The sequence below is a fragment of the Citrobacter sp. Ce119 genome, assembly GCF_030334525.1.
GTDB classification, from domain to species: Bacteria; Pseudomonadota; Gammaproteobacteria; order Enterobacterales; family Enterobacteriaceae; genus Citrobacter; species Citrobacter europaeus.
On record NZ_JAOWDR010000045.1, the window covers coordinates 331281 to 350151 of the forward strand.

General features: G+C 51.9%; 18 protein-coding genes and 1 tRNA gene. 8 read left to right on the plus strand and 11 right to left on the minus strand.

Annotated features, from left to right (window positions below; translation table 11 throughout):
- Positions 1-4 precede the first annotated feature (4 nt).
- Positions 5-1387 carry a glycoside-pentoside-hexuronide family transporter gene (locus OGV80_RS08120; RefSeq protein ID WP_080625948.1) on the minus strand — a complete coding sequence of 461 codons (1383 nt, stop codon included), beginning with the start codon at positions 1385-1387 and terminating at the stop codon, positions 5-7.
- Positions 1388-1677: 290 nt separating this feature from the next.
- On the opposite strand from OGV80_RS08120, the gene OGV80_RS08125 reads away from it, so the two are divergent.
- Positions 1678-1772 (plus strand) — tRNA-Sec (locus tag OGV80_RS08125).
- A 108-nt stretch (positions 1773-1880) separates the two neighbouring features.
- Entirely contained in the window at positions 1881-2447 is a 567-nt protein-coding gene (locus OGV80_RS08130) for a DUF6680 family protein (protein WP_047407803.1), read from the plus strand.
- Positions 2448-2701: 254 nt separating this feature from the next.
- Here OGV80_RS08130 and misL read toward each other — a convergent pair whose 3' ends face one another.
- Both misL and OGV80_RS08140 read right to left on the minus strand, forming a co-directional pair.
- Entirely contained in the window at positions 2702-5536 is a 2835-nt protein-coding gene (gene misL / locus OGV80_RS08135; protein WP_047407799.1) for an intestinal colonization autotransporter adhesin MisL, read from the minus strand.
- A gap of 75 nt (positions 5537-5611) precedes the next feature.
- Entirely contained in the window at positions 5612-6229 is a 618-nt protein-coding gene (locus OGV80_RS08140) for a helix-turn-helix transcriptional regulator (RefSeq protein WP_043018761.1), read from the minus strand.
- A gap of 577 nt (positions 6230-6806) precedes the next feature.
- On the opposite strand from OGV80_RS08140, the gene OGV80_RS08145 reads away from it, so the two are divergent.
- The 3 genes from OGV80_RS08145 to OGV80_RS08155 all read left to right on the plus strand — a co-directional run bounded on the left by OGV80_RS08145 (position 6807) and on the right by OGV80_RS08155 (position 9880).
- The gene (locus OGV80_RS08145) at positions 6807-7580 is read left to right on the plus strand and encodes a winged helix-turn-helix domain-containing protein (RefSeq protein WP_043018846.1); all 774 of its coding nucleotides are present in this window, start codon (positions 6807-6809) and stop codon (positions 7578-7580) included.
- On the plus strand, positions 7577-8041 hold the full coding sequence (locus OGV80_RS08150) for a hypothetical protein (RefSeq protein ID WP_286514469.1): 465 nt from the start codon (positions 7577-7579) through the stop codon (positions 8039-8041). The genes OGV80_RS08145 and OGV80_RS08150 overlap by 4 nt, the downstream gene beginning before the upstream one ends.
- A gap of 342 nt (positions 8042-8383) precedes the next feature.
- Entirely contained in the window at positions 8384-9880 is a 1497-nt protein-coding gene (locus OGV80_RS08155; RefSeq protein ID WP_080625945.1) for a C69 family dipeptidase, read from the plus strand.
- A 35-nt stretch (positions 9881-9915) separates the two neighbouring features.
- Here OGV80_RS08155 and OGV80_RS08160 read toward each other — a convergent pair whose 3' ends face one another.
- On the minus strand, positions 9916-10818 hold the full coding sequence (locus tag OGV80_RS08160; protein WP_043018764.1) for a LysR family transcriptional regulator: 903 nt from the start codon (positions 10816-10818) through the stop codon (positions 9916-9918).
- A 236-nt stretch (positions 10819-11054) separates the two neighbouring features.
- On the opposite strand from OGV80_RS08160, the gene OGV80_RS08165 reads away from it, so the two are divergent.
- The 3 genes from OGV80_RS08165 to OGV80_RS08175 all read left to right on the plus strand — a co-directional run bounded on the left by OGV80_RS08165 (position 11055) and on the right by OGV80_RS08175 (position 13388).
- A complete protein-coding gene (locus OGV80_RS08165; RefSeq protein WP_075145462.1) occupies positions 11055-12062 on the plus strand; it encodes a zinc-binding alcohol dehydrogenase family protein in 1008 nt (335 codons plus the stop codon).
- Between the two features lies 1 nt (position 12063).
- Positions 12064-12369 (plus strand): putative quinol monooxygenase, encoded by a 306-nt coding sequence (locus tag OGV80_RS08170; RefSeq protein WP_213731869.1) that lies wholly within the window; start codon positions 12064-12066, stop codon positions 12367-12369.
- A 116-nt stretch (positions 12370-12485) separates the two neighbouring features.
- On the plus strand, positions 12486-13388 hold the full coding sequence (locus OGV80_RS08175; RefSeq protein WP_003827166.1) for a carboxylate/amino acid/amine transporter: 903 nt from the start codon (positions 12486-12488) through the stop codon (positions 13386-13388).
- Between the two features lie 28 nt (positions 13389-13416).
- Here OGV80_RS08175 and nlpA read toward each other — a convergent pair whose 3' ends face one another.
- The 7 genes from nlpA to OGV80_RS08210 form a co-directional block, all read right to left on the minus strand.
- Positions 13417-14235, minus strand: coding sequence for a lipoprotein NlpA (gene nlpA / locus OGV80_RS08180; protein ID WP_286514472.1), 819 nt, complete (start codon positions 14233-14235; stop codon positions 13417-13419).
- Positions 14236-14450: 215 nt separating this feature from the next.
- Complete coding sequence (gene dagF, locus OGV80_RS08185; RefSeq protein ID WP_087050738.1) at positions 14451-15194, minus strand: 2-dehydro-3-deoxy-phosphogluconate aldolase; 744 nt, start codon at positions 15192-15194, stop codon at positions 14451-14453.
- On the minus strand, positions 15181-16290 hold the full coding sequence (dgaE, locus tag OGV80_RS08190) for a D-glucosaminate-6-phosphate ammonia lyase (RefSeq protein ID WP_047407770.1): 1110 nt from the start codon (positions 16288-16290) through the stop codon (positions 15181-15183). Before dgaE ends, dagF begins: the two co-directional genes overlap by 14 nt.
- A gap of 3 nt (positions 16291-16293) precedes the next feature.
- Positions 16294-17154 (minus strand): PTS system mannose/fructose/sorbose family transporter subunit IID, encoded by an 861-nt coding sequence (locus OGV80_RS08195; protein ID WP_005121522.1) that lies wholly within the window; start codon positions 17152-17154, stop codon positions 16294-16296.
- The gene (locus OGV80_RS08200; protein ID WP_003023960.1) at positions 17151-17900 is read right to left on the minus strand and encodes a PTS mannose/fructose/sorbose/N-acetylgalactosamine transporter subunit IIC; all 750 of its coding nucleotides are present in this window, start codon (positions 17898-17900) and stop codon (positions 17151-17153) included. Before OGV80_RS08200 ends, OGV80_RS08195 begins: the two co-directional genes overlap by 4 nt.
- 25 nt (positions 17901-17925) lie before the next feature.
- Entirely contained in the window at positions 17926-18411 is a 486-nt protein-coding gene (locus tag OGV80_RS08205; protein ID WP_043018770.1) for a PTS sugar transporter subunit IIB, read from the minus strand.
- A gap of 12 nt (positions 18412-18423) precedes the next feature.
- Positions 18424-18849 (minus strand): PTS sugar transporter subunit IIA, encoded by a 426-nt coding sequence (locus tag OGV80_RS08210; protein WP_043018771.1) that lies wholly within the window; start codon positions 18847-18849, stop codon positions 18424-18426.
- Between the last annotated feature and the right edge of the window lie 22 nt (positions 18850-18871).

Genomic DNA, 18871 nt, shown 5'->3' on the forward strand with positions numbered 1-18871 from the left:
TTCCTTAGTTCTGTAATTCTTTCGTCGTAAAATCCTGCTGATTGCGGCGCGCGCCCTGAGCCAACTGGCTCATAATTTCCGTCAGATACGGCGTTTTCAGGGTATAGAAGCGTTTGGCGATCACGGCACTCAGCAGGTAACAAATAGCCGGGACAATCGTGAACAATGCGATAATGATGCTGATGGTGGCGCTGTTCTGGGTTTTCGCTGCGGCATCGTAACCGCCGCCCGCCAGCATCCAGCCGATCATCGCCCCACCGAGCGCCAGACCCAGCTTGAGCACGAACAGCGTGCCCGCAAAGCTGATCCCCGTCAGACGTTTTCCGTTGCACCACTCGCCGTAATCAACGGTGTCGGACATCATTACCCACTGGATGGGCGTCACGAGCTGATGCAGTACACCAATCACGAAGATGAAGACGAACATGGTGATGTTGGCGTGCATCGGCACGAAGAACATCGCCAGACTGACGACCGCCAGCAGGGCGTTCGTCCACCAGAAGACGCTGACTTTGCATCGCCAGTCGGTCAGCGGTTTTGCCAGCGCAGAGCCGATCAGGTTGCCGACGCAATAAGTGGTGAGGAAGGCGACAAACACTTCCGGCGTGCCCAGGATCCAGGTGACGTAATACATCATCGCCCCGCCGCGAACACAGACGGCCAGGATGTTGAGGATGGTCAGCAGGCCGACAATGCGCCACTGGTCGTTTTGCCAGATGTCGCGCAGGTCTTCACGCATTGAGGTGCTGCTCGGCGGCGCTTGCACACGTTCTTTGGTTGTGAAGAAGCAAAACGCCAGCATCAGGAACGCCACTACCGAGAGCACGGCAATCCCGCCCTGGAAGCCCAGCGCTTTATCTTCGCCGCCAATCAGATTCACCAGCGGCATCATCAGTACGGTGGAGAGCATGCCGCCCGCCGTCGCCAGCACGAAGCGCCATGATTGCAGGGAGATGCGCTGCGTCGGGTCATTGGTGATAACACCGCCCAGCGCGCAGTAGGGAATATTCACCACGGTATAAAGCAGGGTCAGCAGCGTGTAGGTGATGGCGGCATAAATCATTTTGCCGTGCAGGCTGAGGTCTGGCGTACTGTAAGCGAGCACACAGACCAGACCAAACGGCAGAGCGCCAAACAGCACCCACGGACGGAATTTCCCCCAGCGCGACCGGGTACGGTCGGCCAGTAGCCCCATGCAAGGGTCTGAGATAGCATCCAGCGCGCGGGCCAGCAGAAACATGGTGCCGACAAATCCGGCAGGAATACCAAAAATATCGGTATAGAAAAACATCATATATAACATGACGTTGTCGAAGATAATATGACTGGCGGCATCGCCCATGCCGTAGCCGATTTTCTCTTTAACAGACAGAATCTCACTTTTCATTACGCATCCTTGTTTGCACTTTCTCACGCGCTGGTACCGGTTACAGCTTTTGTAAACCATCCCTGTGGGCGCGGGTATTCCGATATCTCGTTATCAAATTACGATTCTTGTTTTCTGTGATCGGGGTAGCGTCAAAAAATAATCATCACTGTAACTTATGGATTTCGTAGGGATTTATTTGAAACGGGTCATGGTAACGTGAAACGGAAGTTAAAAAAGTGAGTGAGGGGGTGTGGAAACGTTTGGAAGTAGCTATAATGCGCCCCGCCTCCATGTAGCAATCGAGGCGCGGAAGATCGTCATCTCCGGTGAGGTGGCTGGACTTCAAATCCAGTTGGGGCCGCCAGCGGTCCCGGGCAGGTTCGACTCCTGTGATCTTCCGCCAAAATGCTTATATCATCCCAGCCATTTGCCCTATCCTCTCACCATATATATGCTTTTATAATTCTCGCCCAAAATCTCTAATTCCATTTATTTTTATCGAGAATCTCATATGAGTACAGCCCTTACGATAATGGCTATTGCAGCTACAGTAATTAGTCCATTATTAGCCATTCAGACACAGAAATTTATAGAAAGATATTACCAAAAAAAATCATTGAAAATTGATATATTCAAACAGCTTATGGCTACCAGATCTCAGAATGCAAGGTTGTCCAGTGAGCATGTTCGTGCATTAAATATGATTGACTTAGCATTTTATGGAAAAATAAAAAGAGGAAAGGCCAAGAGAAGCGCCTCTGAGAGCAATGTCTTATCCTCATGGAAGCTTTATTTTGCACATTTGAATACATCTTATCCAGATAATGATAATACATTAGGTGCCATATGGAACCAAACAAGCAACAATCTTTTTCTGGACTTGCTTTCAGAGATAGCAAAAGATATTGGCTATGATTTTGAGCGAGTTCAATTACAAACAGCTATATACTCACCTGTGGCCCACGGGGCAATAGAAAACGATCAATTAAAGATTAGACAGGGGTTAGCTGCAATATTCTCAGGAGAAAATGCTTTAAAAATGGAAATTATAAATATTCCCGGAAGGCAGGAGCATTAATCCACTCACCTCTTCTCTTCAGGCTCAGTATCCAACCTCACCAACGCCTTTCGTCCCAGGGTTTTGAGCCAATTCCCTAAACTCATTCCTTCAGACTTTACGCCGGCCTACGAACTGCACACAGCTAAAAACAACGTTGCGGCCTTTCATTTGCAGTTGTTCGGTTTTACCGAACAACTGCAATAACCACCATCTTCAATACGTAAAAAAGCCGCCGATAGGTTAATCAGCGGCTTTTACATTACAGCATTACATTAGAAGTTATATTTCACGCCGAGCATACCGCGGGTATCGCTGTAGCCTTTATCGCCGACCTGTTGGGCCACATTGCTCCATACGTTGAGACGCGGAGTAATTTGACCCTCAACGCCGACTTTCAGCTCGCCGATGTTTTTGGTGCCGCGCATATCGTTGCTCACATCGTCCATTTTCACGCTGGTTGTCTGCGTGTTGTGGATCCAGTTGGCTTCAACAAACGGCTGGAACTCGCGAGATTTACCGTCGTCGATGGCATTGTGACCGTTGATAAAGGCTTTTACCCCCAGACGGGTCATCAGGTTGCCATCGGTGTTGTCCCTCACGCGGGTACCGTTCGCTTCGCGGTGGCTGTCGGCCTGCACATCCATCCACACCACCTGCGCTTTCGGTTGCAGCCAGTAGCTATTGCGCTCGTTTTCACCCAGTTTGAAGCTGTAACCGGCTTCAACAGAAGCGGTTATCCCGCTGGATTTGTATTTCTCTGTCGCCTGTTCCTGGCCCATCACTTTGTTATCAAACCAGTTGTACAGCGCCCAGGTATCCACGTAGGTACCGGTCTTGTCGGCGTCATTGGCATACCATGTGCCGTACAGTCCCACGCTGTAACCGGTGACCTGACCACGTGAATGGTACCCGGTCAGGCTGGACTGCGTGCGGTTCTGGCTATTGGCATAACCTGCCATCGCGCCAAGATGCCAGCGGTCGAGACCGTCGCTACTCCACTGCGCCAGATCGCCGCCTAACTGCAAGACATAGCTGTTGCTTTGGGTTTTCAACTGTCCGCTACCGTCTTTGAAGCGGGTATGCGCTCCAACGTTACGCATCCACAGGCTGGTGACTTTTTTCTCGCCCGTCAGCATGTCGATGTACTGCGTTTCACCCAGACGGTCGTGCAGTCGGGTCATAAACAGCGTGTTAGCGGCGTAATTGTTCGCCAGATAACTGCCTGCTTCCGGGCGGTACTGCTGCTCAGTGACAGGAGGCGCAACAGGTTCTTCCGGCTCAGGGATAATCGGGTCTACAGGATCGACGGGGTCTGGATCTACTGGACCTGGGTCAATAGGGTCAACCGGATCCGGGTCAACGGGGTCGGGGTCGATGGGATCAACCGGGTCCGGATCGACGGGGTCCGGCTCTTCCGGATCAGGCGGAGCCGGAATAAAGCTGGTCAGATACCAGTTGCTGCCCTTCTGCACAACGTTATAGTCGTACGCTCCGGCAACAATACGGCCCGCTTTCTCAAAAGTACCGTCAGAATTACCGGCCACTTCGATGATCTCAATGCCTTCAACGGTCTGCGCCCCGGTTCCGCCAATATTGTTCACCGCTACAAACGCGTTACCCGCGGTGTCGCCGAGCACTTTCAGCTTGTCGGTTTCGGAGGTATCGTCATTCAGGACGGTATTGAAAACCAGTTTGCCGCCGTTTCCGGTAAAATCTTCATTGATGGTAAGCGTCTGCCACGGTTCACCGTCAGCATGCCCAAAGTTCACCACTGACCCGCTGTTCAGCGTCAGGTCGGTGAGCGTTGAGCTGTTGGTCATATTCCAGGTCGCGTCGCTCATTTGCAGCGAGATAACGCCCGTCCCGGCAGTGGCGCTGGTGATGTATGACGCCCCGCTCCACAACGAGTTGTCGGTCATGTTGAGCTTAATGGTACTGTTTTGCTGCGGCAGGCTGCTGGTTGCAGCAGTCGCGCCGGCGGCGTGAAGATCGCCATCGATAAGAAAGCGCCCACCAGCGGAGCCGTCTACGGTGCCGCCCGTTTCGGTGCTGATCGCATAGCTTTCATTGCTGTGATTGCCCGCCATGGTAATGGCGGCACCGCCTGCCAGGTTTATCGCCCCGCGTGAAGTCGCATACAGGCCGCGTGGCGCTTTACTGTATGACGCCGCTTTCGCCGAACTGTTGACGTTGATTGTTGCATTTTCGCCGAGATTTACGGTCGCGTTGGTGGAGTAGACCGCATGTGCGCTAACGCCATTGACCGTAATCGTCGCGTTGTTGCCCAGTTCTGTTTTGGAAGACGAGGCGGCATAAATCCCCGTGGAAGAGGCACCCGATGTCTCAATAGTGGCGTCATTGCCAAGCAGGATCGAGGAACCGCTCTGCCCGGTGCGAAGACCTTCTGAACTGTCACCTGTCGTCACAATGTGTGCCCGGTCGCCAACGACAATCGTATTTTTGGCCTGCGTGGCGTCTTTCATTGCGTTTGCAGTGATGCCACGTCCCTGGGTACCGGTGGTCTGAATATACAGATCGTCGCCGACATAAATGCTGGCCGATCCTTTCCAACCCTGGCTATAGGAGTTGTAACCGGCGTTAATACCGTCACCATCCTGACCGTCCACATAAATGCTGGTGCGGTCGCCTGTAATGATAAAGACTGGGTTATCAGGCGTATTGGCCCCATGCGTGCGGATACCGTCAACATCTTTACCATTATTGGCGGCATTCTTCGACTGTGTGCGAATCGTCAGGTCGTCGCCGAAAATAACGCCCGGGCTACCCGTGGTACTATTCTGAATAACGGTAACAGAGTGCTCAAAAGCTTCAGCACCGGGTCCATTAATCGTTAATCCATTGCCATAAACGGGAATAGTACCCGCACTCCATTGATAAACATAATTCGGCATGGCGCTGGTTTTAGCGAAATTGGCATTTGCCTGCGCAGGTATTATTGCCTGCAACTCTGGGGGCAAACTACTAACCAGTCCGCTGGAAGGAAGACTATCAACGTCAACCCATGCCGCATGGCTTGAAAATACCATAGAGGTTAATGCGGCTGAAACCGCTATGGCAATACGAGAGTAAGATTTGGGATTTGGCATATTAGCCTCCTGCTATCAGGCGTAGAGCGTCCACCACATCGCAAGGATGTGAAAATAATAGAAATCAGAAATGCGTTATAAAATATTCGACAATATTTGATGAATACTATGGCCTAACTTATCTTCAAGCCTGAGCTTGTAGACATATATTTTCTTAATATCGATATTATCTATTTTGGTAATTTGCTGAATACTTTTCCCTGACACAAAGCGCTTCAGTAATATCATTTCTGTGTAATTGAGTGAGCGTCCGCGTTTACTGTTAGCGAGGTGACCGGTAAATAATCGGCGAATTTTCTGACGCTGAACCTCATCATCATCATCGGAATATATAATCCCTTGAATTTTATTGCTTTTTGACAACCAGTAGTTGGCTAACGGCGCCAGGTTCCTGTCTGCTATCAACACAATATGCATACCGCTATAGGCCAGGCGGTCTACCCATTGCGGGTCGGCGAACAGGCGCAGATTCGGGAAAGAAAAGTCCACAAAAATAAACCCGCGCGACAAATGGTTTTGATTATTAAGCAGAAGTTTTTCAATAATTCCTTTTTGCAGAAAGCCATTTCCCTCTGGCCAGATCGCAAAAGCGGCACGGTGACAGTAGCTGGCGCGAACCGCAGTATCCGGAAATAATTGACAGGATAATTCACAGCTTATGCAACGAACACTCTGTGACGGTGATCTCTTCATCAAAAATGACTCCTGTTATTTTTCCATAAATATTTCATTGGTAAATAAATGTGTCAATCCGACACGTTTGACATTCCTTGTCAGTTAATAACAGTGGCGCTAATAAAATGTAATAAACTCCTGATGTGCTATTATGTATGGGCTGTGATTAATACGATTGCGCTAAGCTTTTTTGTGCCTTACCTCAGAATTACAGCCAGGGCATTAGGAATTTTATGCATAAATTAAGATTCCAGGATAAAACAGTAAAAAAGCACTATTTGCTAAAAAACAACCGATGTAAACGATACTCATTAATTACACAATACTGATAACTCAATCACCCTTGAAGTGCTGTGGATAAATATAATGATAATTCAGATAAAACTGTAATGAATTCTCATTATTTAACATTAGTTAATTCTCACCTAAGAACTGAAAAGCATAAGTCATTGTATTTAAAGAGCTTTAATCCCTTAAGTAAAATTCTTATCTTCGATCACGTACAAAGAGTGAGGCATATTTTCGATTTGGATGTAAAATTTAAGGGAGATGTTGGCACACGCGGTGATACGTTGTGGTTACTGAGGGTTGGCAATTGTACCTTATCAATCAGTTGGTCGAATTTAATCCTGATAGCAAAAGTCTGGTCAATCGTCAGACCGGGCGGGCAATACAACTTCAACTCCCAGCCTCACTTTGTTTTCTCTATTTAATTACTCACGCAAGTGACATTGTTTCGCAGAGCACGTTGATGAAAGTAGGTTGGGGCGAGAGAAATAATGTGACCACCACCAACACATTTTACCAGGCTATTCTGACGCTACGTAATGCGCTGGCGGATGTGGGGCTACCACGAGATACGGTGAAAACTATTTCCCGGCGCGGGCTCAGATTAAATGAAAATACGCAGGTAGAGGCAATAACGCATCCTGAGAGTGACGTTTACCAGCCGCCGGTTATAGAGGATTACGCGCCCCCAAAGATAATTCCTCCCGCGCCTCAACAAACGACGCGGGTACCCTGGTGGGACATTATTTTTAGCGCTGGCATCGTTATTGCCACCCTGCTTATCTGGCTGGTGTGGTATCAAACACGTCCTGTTATGCCGTTTAGTAAATTCGTGTCGGTTTCTATGCAGGTCCCCTCACGACAAAACTGTAAAATCTTTTACTCACCGAATGAGCACGATCAGGAGAATTATTTCAATCTGATGCAGTTGCATCCCTATCTCTGTGAAAACAACAAGCATGTGTTCCTTTCCGGCTACCGAAAAGCGGAGAGGATTGTGGCATTTGTCTGTGATAAAGATGCGCGGGTAGATGCTCACGCGTTTTGTACCACCCATTATTACTGGATGCGCGGGCAATGAAAAAAACACGCCACCTTATTTTGCTGGTGATCGGCCTGGCGACATTACTCGGCTCAGGTGGATGGCTATGGCATTCACGCTATGCCGAAAAACCGCTAAATTGCGTTGGAAATGTTGAATGGAATATTGGCAGCAACCGCTTTGCCGGTACGATTTCATTCCGAATGTACAAAGATGCAGGGCTATCGACCATTACCGGAAAACTGTACGGACGTAATACCTCAGACATTAGCAGGAACATCTATTTCAACTATACCAGGCAGCACGAAGCCCGAGTGCTACAGGCGATGAAGGTGGTCAAAACCTTTGCTGATAGCGCCGATGAAGCTGATATTAACAACACATTACCCGGATTTTATCGCCAAAGCGGACGAACCCTAAGCCTGGTCATGGAGGAGTATAAGGGCGCATGGATTTTTGCCAGCTCCAATGTACCCTCGCTGTACTGCCGCAAAAGGTAACGTCATATCCGGATACAAAAAGCGCGCCTCCCCAATGGAATTCATATTTTCCATCATCGACTTACGCGACATGGGTCACTGAATCCACTAATAACCCATTGCTATTCTTCATCCCGAATCAGGAAACATCCTGAATACCACGATATCCATTGCGTAATAATTAAGCGAAATGGGCGTTTTATTTTGCCCAGAAGACTTCAACCTACAGATGGATATTTGGAGAAGACGTGGGCAGGGGCGTTTATCTCTCTCGCGAGCAATGTCTGAGCGTTCAGGCGTTATCGCATTTCAGGAAACGGTGTGTTTCCGGTGTATTTTTGGCGTACATATGAGGGATACGTAATGTTTACTTTTAAAAAGTGCCTGATTGCACTTTCTATAAATTTGGCCGTTGTTTCATCAGGTTTTGCCTGTACGACCCTGCTGGTCGGTAACGAAGCATCAGCGGACGGCTCTATGCTGGTAGCCCGTAGCGCAGACAGCGATGCCCTAAAAGCGCAACATTTTGTCATTCATCCGGCAAAACAGAATCAGACCGGGGTATACAGTACCAAAGCACATAACGGTGCGAATGACTTTACCTGGCCGCTCCCCAAAAACTCTCTGCGTTATACCACCGTTCCAAACTGGAAAACTCAACTGCACGGCGCGACCGGATTTAACGAGCTGGGCGTTGGCGTGAGCGGCACAGAATCTATTTTTGCCTCACCAAAAGCGCTGGCCGCCGACCCGTACGTTGAGGATAAAGGGATCACCGAAGACGATATTCCGGATATTCTGCTGTCGCAGAGTAAAACCGCGCGTGAAGCCGTGGCGCTGCTGGGCCATATCGTTGAGACCGTCGGCGCAGGTGAAGGCTTTGGCGTTGCCGTCGTCGACGATAACGAGATCTGGTACCTGGAAACCGGCAGCGGCCATCAGTGGATGGCGCAGCGTCTGCCAAATAACCAGTATTTTGCCACCGGTAATCAGGGCCGCTTACAGGATTACGATCCGAAAAACCCGGACATGATGGCGTCAAAAAACCTGATTCAATTTGCGACTGAAAAAGGTCTGTACGAACCAACAAAAGATGGCAAATTCAACTTCTCCAAAGCCTATACCCGTGATGATGAGCGCGATCGCACGTATAACGATCCTCGTGTATGGACCATCCAGAAAGAGTTCAATCCTTCCGTAAACCAGGATATGGCCAAAGGGCGTGAATTCCCGGTCTTCATGACGCCAGAGAAGAAAATGACGCTGGACGATGTGAAGGCCGTACTGCGTAATCATTACGAAGGCACCAGCCATGACCCCTACACCAACGGTCTGAACGGCAAAGAACCATGGCGTCCGGTCAGCGTCTTCCGCACCTATGAAGCGCACGTTATGCAGGTCCGTCCGTGGTTGCCAAAAGAGATTGGTGAAACGACCTACATTGGTCTGGGCATGGCCGACCTCACCGCTTTTGTTCCGTACTACAGCGGCCTGAAAGCGTATCCGGCAAACTACACGATGGGTAGCGACAAAGCGGACGATCAATCCATTTACTGGAAATACCGCAAGCTACAGACGTTGACGATGACTGATTATCCGAAGCTCGCGCCAATCGTCAAAAAAGCCTACAAAGCGTGGGAAGACAAAGTGGCGAAGGAGCAAAAAGAGGTCGAAGCAGAGTACCTGAAGATGGCCAAAACTGATAAACCAGCCGCCGATAAGATGCTGAATGACTTCAACCTGCGCATCATGGCCGACGCCGAGAAGCTGACGGAAGACCTCACTAATCAGTTGTTTACCATCCGCACGAAAGACATTCAGTCTGATATTTTCTTTGCAAACGCGGCGAAAAAAGACTGAGTAACAACGCAATAATATTCTGGCGCAAGCGCATATTAGCTTTGCGCCAGCATTTCACACCGCGCCTTCACCGCGTCGTGCAGCAGACGGACCGCCGTCGAAAGCTGCTTCCGATGCGGGCAAATCATATTCAGCGGGACTTTCTCCCCCTGATAATCCGGCATCAGCAGTTGTAATCGACCGTCACGCACATCCTCGCTGACATCCAGCCACGACTTGTACGCCACGCCTTCTCCGGCAATCGCCAGCCGTCGAATAACTTCCGCATCGTCGCTCATAATGGTGCCGTTAACCTGTACACTGCTGACCTCGCCGTTACGCGTAAACGTCCAGCGATCGTGCAGGCGGCCGCGTAATACGAAGGTCATGGCGTTGAGCTGAGTTAAATCGTCCGGGGTTTGCGGCGCGCCGTTTTGCTTAACCCATTGCGGTGATGCCACCAGCACGCGTCGATTACCCGGTGCAACGGGCAGTGCAATGTAAGACGCGTCTTCAATGTTGCCATAGCGAAACGCAACATCGACGGGATCTTTAAAGACATCCGTCACCTGGTCAGAGAAAAAAATCCGCAGGCGCAGCGCGGGATAGCGGCGTCGAAACGACTGAAAGACGGGCAGCAGCAGGTTACGACCGAGATCGGAAGGCACGGCGATTTGCAGCGTGCCTGACACTTCATCTTCCGGGGTCTGAATTTTTTGCAGCCCGGCATGCATCACGTCCAGCATCTGGCGAGCATAGGGCAGCCAGACCTCGCCCTCCGGCGTCAGGCGCAGGCTGCGCGTGGAGCGGGCGAACAAGCGAATAGCCAACGTAGACTCCAGGCGCTTGATAGCAGAACTGACCTGGGCAGGCTGAACCCCGACTTCACGCGCGGCATCGCTAAAACTATTCAGCGCCGCGGCGCGGACAAACAACGTGAGATCTTCAAGCCGGAACATTTTCACTCCCCGAGTATAAGTCCTGTCGCCGTACGGCTATTTTTCCCGTTCTGCTACCGGTTTACCATCACATTATTCAAAAGATATACCCTAAATAATTCGAGTTGCATGAAGGCGGCAAGGGAGTGAATCTCCAGGAGCATAGCAAACTATGTGACTGGAGTGAGCGAGCGCAGCCAACGCACATGCAGCTTGAAGTATGACGGGTATAAAAGATTCCTGTGACCGGAGAGATTATGAAAGCCATCGCTATTACCCGCGCCGCGACCGACGGCAATAACATTGAATTTTTACAAGAGATTGACCTGCCCATGCCAGTCGCCACCGGGCACGATCTGCTGGTTGAAGTGAAAGCCATTTCCGTCAACCCCGTTGATACCAAGGTCCGCGAAGGTTTTAACGCTGATGTGCCGCGCGTGCTGGGGTGGGACGCTGTTGGCGTGGTGAAGTCCGTGGGTGAAGCGGTCACTCTGTTCGCACCTGGCGATGAAGTCTGGTACGCCGGTGCGCTGGGTCGCGCTGGCAGTAACAGTGAATTTCAGTTGGTTGATGAACGTATTACCGCGCTGAAGCCGCAATCACTCGATAATGCTTCTGCGGCGGCGCTGCCGCTAACCGCCATCACGGCCTGGGAAATGCTGTTTGACCGTCTGGGGATTGCGGAAAACGACAATGAAAATGATGTGTTATTGATTGTTGGCGCGGCTGGCGGCGTCGGTTCTATCCTGACGCAACTGGCCAGTAAGTTGACCAAAATGACCGTCATCGGTACGGCATCACGTCCACAGAGTCAAAAATGGGTACGTGAAGCGGGCGCTCATCATGTAATTGACCACAGCAAACCGCTGACGGAAGAGCTGACACGGATAGGTATTAAAGAGGTGACGCACGTTGCCAGCCTGAACAATACCGAGCAGCACTATTCGCAAATTATTGCCGCCCTGGCGCCGCAGGGCAAACTGGCGCTGATTGACGATCCGCAATCCCTCGATGCGCGTCCGCTGAAGGCCAAAAGCATTTCGCTGCACTGGGAGTTTATGTTCACCCGTTCAATGTTTACCACCCATGACATCATTGCGCAGCATCAGCTATTGACCCGCGTGGCGCGGTTGATCGACGACAATATCCTCCGCACTACGCTGGGCGAGCATTTTGGCGCGATCACCGCAGCGAATCTGCAAAAAGCCCACACGCAAATTGAAACCGGTCGCTCGGTCGGCAAGATTGTGCTGGAGGGGTTTTAATATGTCTGATTCAGAAGTAATTTCAATTATTGCGGTACTGAAAGCCAGACCGGGGAAAATCGACGCACTGAAACAGGCGCTGCAGGCCCTGCTGCTGCCCACGCGCCGGGAGCCAGGCAATATTGAATATGCCCTGTTCCAGCTACGCGACACGCCGGATGTGTTCTACGTACGCGAATCCTGGCGCGGCCAGGCCGGTCTGGACGAACATATCGCTTTGCCGCATTTCCAGACGTTCATTCTGCAAATGAACGATCTGCTGGCCGAACCACTACGGCTGGATTATCTGACGCCGATTGCACCTTGATATTATCGCCAGCCCCCTGCCGAGTGGGGGGCGTTGTCAGCCATGCCTCCCTCGCTTCGCTATCTCTGCTATGATGCCTGCACACAAATAAAACAAAACAACATGCCGAGGAAAAGATGAGTTCCACCAGAAGAGGGATGATGAATGTCCTGATTGCCGCCGTATTATGGGGAAGTTCAGGCGTTTGCGCGCAGTACATCATGGAGCAAAGTCAGATGTCGTCGCAGTTTCTGACCATGACGCGCCTGATATTCGCCGGGCTCATTCTGCTGATGCTCTCTTTCGTTCACGGCGACAAAGTGTTCTCCATAATTAAAAACCGCAAAGATGCTATCAGCCTGCTGATTTTCTCCGTAGTCGGGGCGCTTACCGTCCAGCTAACTTTTCTGCTGACCATCGAAAAATCCAACGCCGCCACCGCGACGGTGCTGCAATTTTTGTCACCGACCATTATCGTGGCGTGGTTCTCCGTGGTGCGCAAAGCGCGACCGGGGATTTTAGTGCTGACCGCAATCTTCACCTCGCTTATCGGCACCTTCTTACTGGTCACCCACGGTAACCCGACGTCGCTATCAATCTCACCTGCCGCGCTGTTCTGGGGAATTGCCTCGGCGTTTGCCGCCGCGTTTTATACTACCTACCCTTCAACGCTCATCGCGCGCTACGGCACACTGCCGGTCGTCGGCTGGAGTATGTTGATCGGCGGGATGATCCTGCTGCCGTTTTATGCCGGGCAAGGCACTAATTTCGTGGTGAATGGCAGTTTGATTCTGGCGTTTTTCTATTTGGTGGTTATTGGCACATCGCTCACGTTTAGCCTGTACCTGAAAGGCGCGCAGATGATTGGTGGACCGAAAGCGAGCATTTTAAGCTGCGCTGAACCGTTGAGCAGCGCGTTGCTGTCCCTGCTGCTGTTAGGCATTACCTTTACCCTGCCAGACTGGCTGGGCACGCTTTTGATCCTCTCTTCGGTAATACTTATCTCAATGGACTCACGTCGCCGCGCCAGAGCGGTTTAACCTCAACCAGCGCGGCAACGGGTCATGATTACCAGCCCGGAACCGCGCCGCCGTTAAAGATAGTTTCTGCCGCCTTCGCCACTTCCGGTGACTGATAAGATTGCAGGAATTCTTTTACATTCTCGGCATCTTTATTGTCTTCCCGCGCCACCAGAATGTTCACGTACGGTGAGTTTTTATCTTCAATAAATACGCTGTCATGTACCGGGGAAAGCCCGGTTTGCTGGATGTAGGTGGTACTGATAATCGCCACATCCACTTTTTGATCGTCCAGCACGCGCGGTAACTGTGCGCCTTCCAGTTCCATAATATTCAGATGCCGCGGATTATCAGTAATATCCAGCGCCGTTGGCAGCAGGCCAGTAGCCGCTTTCAGAGTGATTAACTTCTCTTTTTGCAGCAGCAACAGCGCCCGCCCAAGGTTGGTTGGGTCGTTAGGTATCGCAATCGTCGCACCGTCTTTTAGCTCAGCAACGCTTTTGATTTTCTTCGAATATCCAGCCATCGGGAACACAAAGGTATTACCCACCGCGACCAGCTTATAGCCGTGCGCTTTATTATCTTGTTCAAGGAACGGACGATGCTGGAAGACGTTAGCATCCAGCTCACCATGGTTAGTGGCATCGTTGGGCAGCAGAGAGCCGCTAAACCCCACCAGCTCCACCTCCAGGCCATATTTTTCTTTAGCGACTTTCTTCGCGACTTCCGCCACATCCTGTTCTGCGCCGTTAATCACGCCCACTTTGATATGCTTTGCATCATTGTTCTGCTGATCGCATCCTGCCAGCAATAATCCCGCCAGTAATACCACCGCTCCGGCCCCGAAATAAGGTATCTTCAGTTTCACGTTTTATCCTTTTGCAATAACCGCCTGATGAGTAATGAAATGACTATAGCGGGAAGGCCGCTGCGGTTTAAAAAACGAAAAAGCATCAGCAAGAAGAAAAAAGCATAAAGCAGACATATGGACAAAAATGCCCGGTAGCGCTTACGCTGACCGGGCTGGTGACATGAGGTTATCTGTAGGCCGGATAAGCGAAGTGCCATCCGGCGATAACAACATCACACCATCTCTTTCACTATCTCCATCAACCTGACGACGTCTGCAGGCCGGGTATTGCCAGTCTGTGGGTCGATAATCGAGCTGTAAACATGCGGCATGACGCGCGGTACTCCCGCTTCCAGGCAGGATTGCAGGATAACGCCGAAGTTTTCGAGATCGATCCCGCCGGTCGGTTCAATCAGCGTCATGCCGTTTCGTGCTGCAGTCGTCGCCAGTGCGTACAGCTCAGGCAGCGACCGCTCACCGCCCATCGGGAAGAATTTCGCCGCGTGAGCGCCGGAATCGAGCATCATACGTACCGCTGCATCGCAGGAAACGCGGGCTGGCGTTCCCTGGCTGCTGCTGACGCCGGTCGAGATCAACACTTCCCCCGGCGTGCCTGTGGGACTGACTAACGCGTTGATATGGGTCTGTTCACCGCCCGTGGCCGCCAGCGCCCCTGCCGCAAACCCACAACCGGTGAAGGTCTGGTTGACGTGTGCCGGATGGACCCGTGAGGCAATCATCGCCGCTTTGTAATACTGCGCCGGATCGCCCGCGCCCAACCCCACGGAAATTGATGGCACATCGGTCATCCAACGTTTTACTTCTTTGATCCCTTCTTCAACCGAGGAAAACTGCGCCGAAAGAATACCGATCACCGCGTGGCCTTCGGCAGCTTCATAGATTTCCCGGGCATTAGCGATATCCTTCGCCAGTACGTTAATGGCCACTTTATTCCGATAAAAATTAATCTGCTGCATGGTCTGCAATCTCCTTTAATCGCGCCACGATCAGCGCCATTTCTCCTTCAGCGACCGTACGCGGGTCAAGACTAAAAACGCCTTGATGAAGGTTGTAACGACGAGCGTAAATCGCGATTTCACCCCCGCGAAGTTGCGCTTCTACGGCGTAAGCATCCATTCCCAGCACCTGCGCATTCACCCGAATACGTATCCGCCAGATGGCGCGTCCGGCCTCATCCTGCTCGATATCCGCATCCAGTCCGCGAATCGCTGAAATCGCCTGCGCCACGGGGCGAAGCTCTTCAGCGGTGACCACGGTTTGTTCCTGATGGTAGTTTTCCAGGGCATACACCAGCCCAACCATATTCTCTTTGCCGATTTTCATCGCCCGGGCAATCCCGTGGTGCTGCGCTTTACACGCGGCAATCCACTGTTTCTTCCCGGTGATAAATCCGGAGGTCGGCGCGTTAAAAGCTTTTGCCCCGCTGTAGACCACCATATCTGCACCGCTCGCCACCCAGGCGTGTAAATCCTCCTCGGCGGCGGCATCGACAATTAGCGGCAGGTTGTGAACCTGCGCGACCTGCACAAAATCCGCAATGCTCAACATGCCTTTCTGCACACAGTGGTGCGATTTCACGTACAGAAGCGCGGCGGTGTTGTCGGTAATCGCGCTCTCCAGTTGCCAGCGGGCCGCCAGATTACTCGAGCCAACCTCCACCACCCGCCCGCCGCCCAGGCGGATGGCGCTGGTGATGGGCGCACCATAGTCAACGTTATGTCCGCGCAGCATAACCACTTCATTAGCCATACCTGCACTGTCCGGCATCAGCGTGACTCTTGCCTGGTCACCGCGGGTAATGGCAGCGGCAACAGCGATGGCAATACCCGCCGACGCACAGGAGGTGACATAGCTGTCTTCAGCGCCGGTGTAGCGGGAAACCAGTTCTCCGGTTCTGTCCACCAGCCGATCGATTTCAACAAAAGCCGAAGCTGCCCGCGCGGTGGCCTGCATCACTTCCGGGGCCACGCTGGAAACGCCCAAAATCGTCATTTTGCCGCAGGCGTTAATGACCTGTTTTAGCCCCAACTGTTGATAGATATTTTGCGTCATGGCTTACAGCACTCCCAGCAGCGAACAGACCACGCTGAGCGCGACAATCGACAGCAAAATCGTGGTATAACGCGGCCCTTTCTTCACCAGGTAGAAGTAAATGGCGAACACCGCCGCCAGCGGTAACAGACCGGGGGCAATAGAGTCGAGGATTTGCTGAACCACCACTTCAGAACCTTTCAGGGCACTGAGTTTTAACGGCGTGGTGATCTTGACGTAGCTAGCAGAAAGCGCCCCCATCATGATCAAGCCCAGCACGTTCGCGCCGTAAATAAGCTCCTTTATTCGCCCTCCCTGCAGCAGGCCAATTATCGAGTCACGTCCCAGCGTATAGCCTTTGTGAACCATGCCATAGCTGATTGCCAGCGTAATAGCAGGATAGAGAATTAACGGCACAATCCCGCCCATCGCGCTGCCATTGGCGGCGAACGGGATGAATATAGCAATTAACAGCGGCATCACGGCGGCCCAGATGATGGAGTCCCCCATCCCGGCCAGCGGTCCCATCAGTCCGGTTTTAATCCCGGTGATGGAGGCATCGCTGATCGGCTCGCCGCGGGTTTTCTGTTCCTCCATCGCAATGGAGATCCCCTGAATCACCGCCCCGAACGTCTGCTCCGAGTTGAAGAAGTTCAAATGGCGTTTCAGCGCTTCAACCTGCTCCTCTTTTTGCGGGTAGAGTTTTTTGATGATCGGCGTCATTGAGGCGCAGAAAATCAGGCTCTGCAATCGTTCATAGGAGCTGGAAACTTCCGCACCCAGCCAGTAGATAAACCAGGCTTTGGTGATGTCTGCTTTAGTCAGCGTGCCGCTTTCGCGCGCGCGCTCCACCAGTTCATGCTGCATAACGTCGCTGCTCATCATGCTGCTCCTTCATTTTTCGCCAGACCTTTAATCAGGAAGGCCACGCAGGTGCCAAAGATTGCCATCGCCATGATGTCCACCTTCAGGTACAGCACCGCAAAGAATCCGCCGATAAACCACGGCAGCAGACTCTTTTTACCGATCACCATAATGGTGATGGCGAAGCCCAGCGCCGGCAGAATGCCGCCCATAATTTCAAAGGAGTGGGTGAGCCAGTGCGGCATCAGCTTCAGGAAGCTTTCCACCACGTCCTGACCAAAATAGTTAGCGGCGAAGACCACCGGGAAACGCAGCACCAGCCCAAGCAACGCCGGGTAGAGGAACGCACAGCGCATAATGCCCGCCATATTTGCCGTTTCCGCATGCTTGTCGGCCATATGCACCCACGCCGCATTTAACGTGCGGCGCAGCTGGTCGAGAAACACGCCGATGACGCCGAACGGGATCGCCAGTGCGATAGCCAGGTTCGGGTCCATTCCGGCCTTCACGGCGATAGGAATTGAAATACAGGCAGCCAGCGCCGGATCCGACGGGACGTTGCCGCCCGGCGTGGAGGTCACGCCGAGATAAACCAGCTGCATACCTGCGCCGATGATCATCGCCGTTTCCATGTTGCCTAACAGCAGGCCAACGAATACGGCAATCACGACGGGTTGTAGCAGCATGGCTGAGAAGGTGTAGCCAAGGCGTAATCGGGCAAACCAGTAATACAACCCCATCAGGCTTGCAAAGACTAAAGTATCCATAATTAAGTACCCTGTTATCAAAGAATTAGAATTTTTTCAGGATATCGTCCAGCGACTGAGGCTTATCTTCCGGGATAGTCTGGAAGAACACCTGAATCCCACGATTTTTCAGGTCGCTCAGAATGCCGACGTCTTTTTCATCCAGCGTAATGTTCTGGAATACCGCTTTGCGGTTTGGCCCACCGCCCAGTCCACCGACCTGAATGGTAGTGACGTCAAACCCCAACTGGACCGCTTCCTGAACCGCCGCCAGAGAAGGGAACAGCACCAGCACTTTGCCGTCACCAAGCTGGTTTTCTTTCCAGGCTGCCGCAAAACTTTGGTTACTGAAACAATCCACTTTGATGTTCGGCGGCGCGGCCATCAGGTAGATATTTTTCATAAACGGATCGGCATCCAGCTCATCGCTGACCACCGCAATCCGGTTTGCCTGAGATTGCCCAACCCATTTGGTCACCACTTGTCCATGAATCAGACGGCTATCGATACGACATAAAACGATGTTTGCCATGATGTTTATTCCTTATTGTGATTGTTGTAATTGACGTACGTGGGCAACAACGTCCAGGCAGCTGCTACGCCCGGCCTCGACCAGATCGGCCACGCAGGTGGTCAGTTGGCCATGCTCGCGTTTGTCGAGCGCCTCCAGTAACAACGAGGCGTTGAGCCCAGAAATCACTGCCACCGGGTAATCGGCGCTCAGCCGTGCCGCCACGTTAGAGGTGGTTCCGCCAATAAAATCGGTCAGGATCAGTGAGCCTTCCGGCATAGCTTTCACTACGGCTTCGACGCGCTGATAAAATTCGCCGAGCGTATCAACGGGCATCAGCGCAATTTCCGTCACGCCTTTGATTTCGCCCATCACCATGCGCAGGCTGTTGCAAAGCTGTTGCCCCCAGCCGCCATGGGTCAGCAGCAGGATCTGGGGCAAGGATTCAGTGGTAGTCAAAATGGCCTCCTGGCTCGATTAC

Coding starts and splice junctions, on each gene's coding strand:
- OGV80_RS08120 (WP_080625948.1), bottom strand. CDS start 1,387: ATGAAAAGTGAGATTCTGTCTGTTAAAGAGAAAATCGGCTACGGCATG.
- OGV80_RS08130 (WP_047407803.1), top strand. CDS start 1,881: ATGAGTACAGCCCTTACGATAATGGCTATTGCAGCTACAGTAATTAGT.
- misL (WP_047407799.1), bottom strand. CDS start 5,536: ATGCCAAATCCCAAATCTTACTCTCGTATTGCCATAGCGGTTTCAGCC.
- OGV80_RS08140 (WP_043018761.1), bottom strand. CDS start 6,229: ATGAAGAGATCACCGTCACAGAGTGTTCGTTGCATAAGCTGTGAATTA.
- OGV80_RS08150 (WP_286514469.1), top strand. CDS start 7,577: ATGAAAAAAACACGCCACCTTATTTTGCTGGTGATCGGCCTGGCGACA.
- OGV80_RS08155 (WP_080625945.1), top strand. CDS start 8,384: ATGTTTACTTTTAAAAAGTGCCTGATTGCACTTTCTATAAATTTGGCC.
- OGV80_RS08160 (WP_043018764.1), bottom strand. CDS start 10,818: ATGTTCCGGCTTGAAGATCTCACGTTGTTTGTCCGCGCCGCGGCGCTG.
- OGV80_RS08165 (WP_075145462.1), top strand. CDS start 11,055: ATGAAAGCCATCGCTATTACCCGCGCCGCGACCGACGGCAATAACATT.
- OGV80_RS08170 (WP_213731869.1), top strand. CDS start 12,064: ATGTCTGATTCAGAAGTAATTTCAATTATTGCGGTACTGAAAGCCAGA.
- OGV80_RS08175 (WP_003827166.1), top strand. CDS start 12,486: ATGAGTTCCACCAGAAGAGGGATGATGAATGTCCTGATTGCCGCCGTA.
- dagF (WP_087050738.1), bottom strand. CDS start 15,194: ATGCAGCAGATTAATTTTTATCGGAATAAAGTGGCCATTAACGTACTG.
- dgaE (WP_047407770.1), bottom strand. CDS start 16,290: ATGACGCAAAATATCTATCAACAGTTGGGGCTAAAACAGGTCATTAAC.
- OGV80_RS08195 (WP_005121522.1), bottom strand. CDS start 17,154: ATGATGAGCAGCGACGTTATGCAGCATGAACTGGTGGAGCGCGCGCGC.
- OGV80_RS08200 (WP_003023960.1), bottom strand. CDS start 17,900: ATGGATACTTTAGTCTTTGCAAGCCTGATGGGGTTGTATTACTGGTTT.
- OGV80_RS08205 (WP_043018770.1), bottom strand. CDS start 18,411: ATGGCAAACATCGTTTTATGTCGTATCGATAGCCGTCTGATTCATGGA.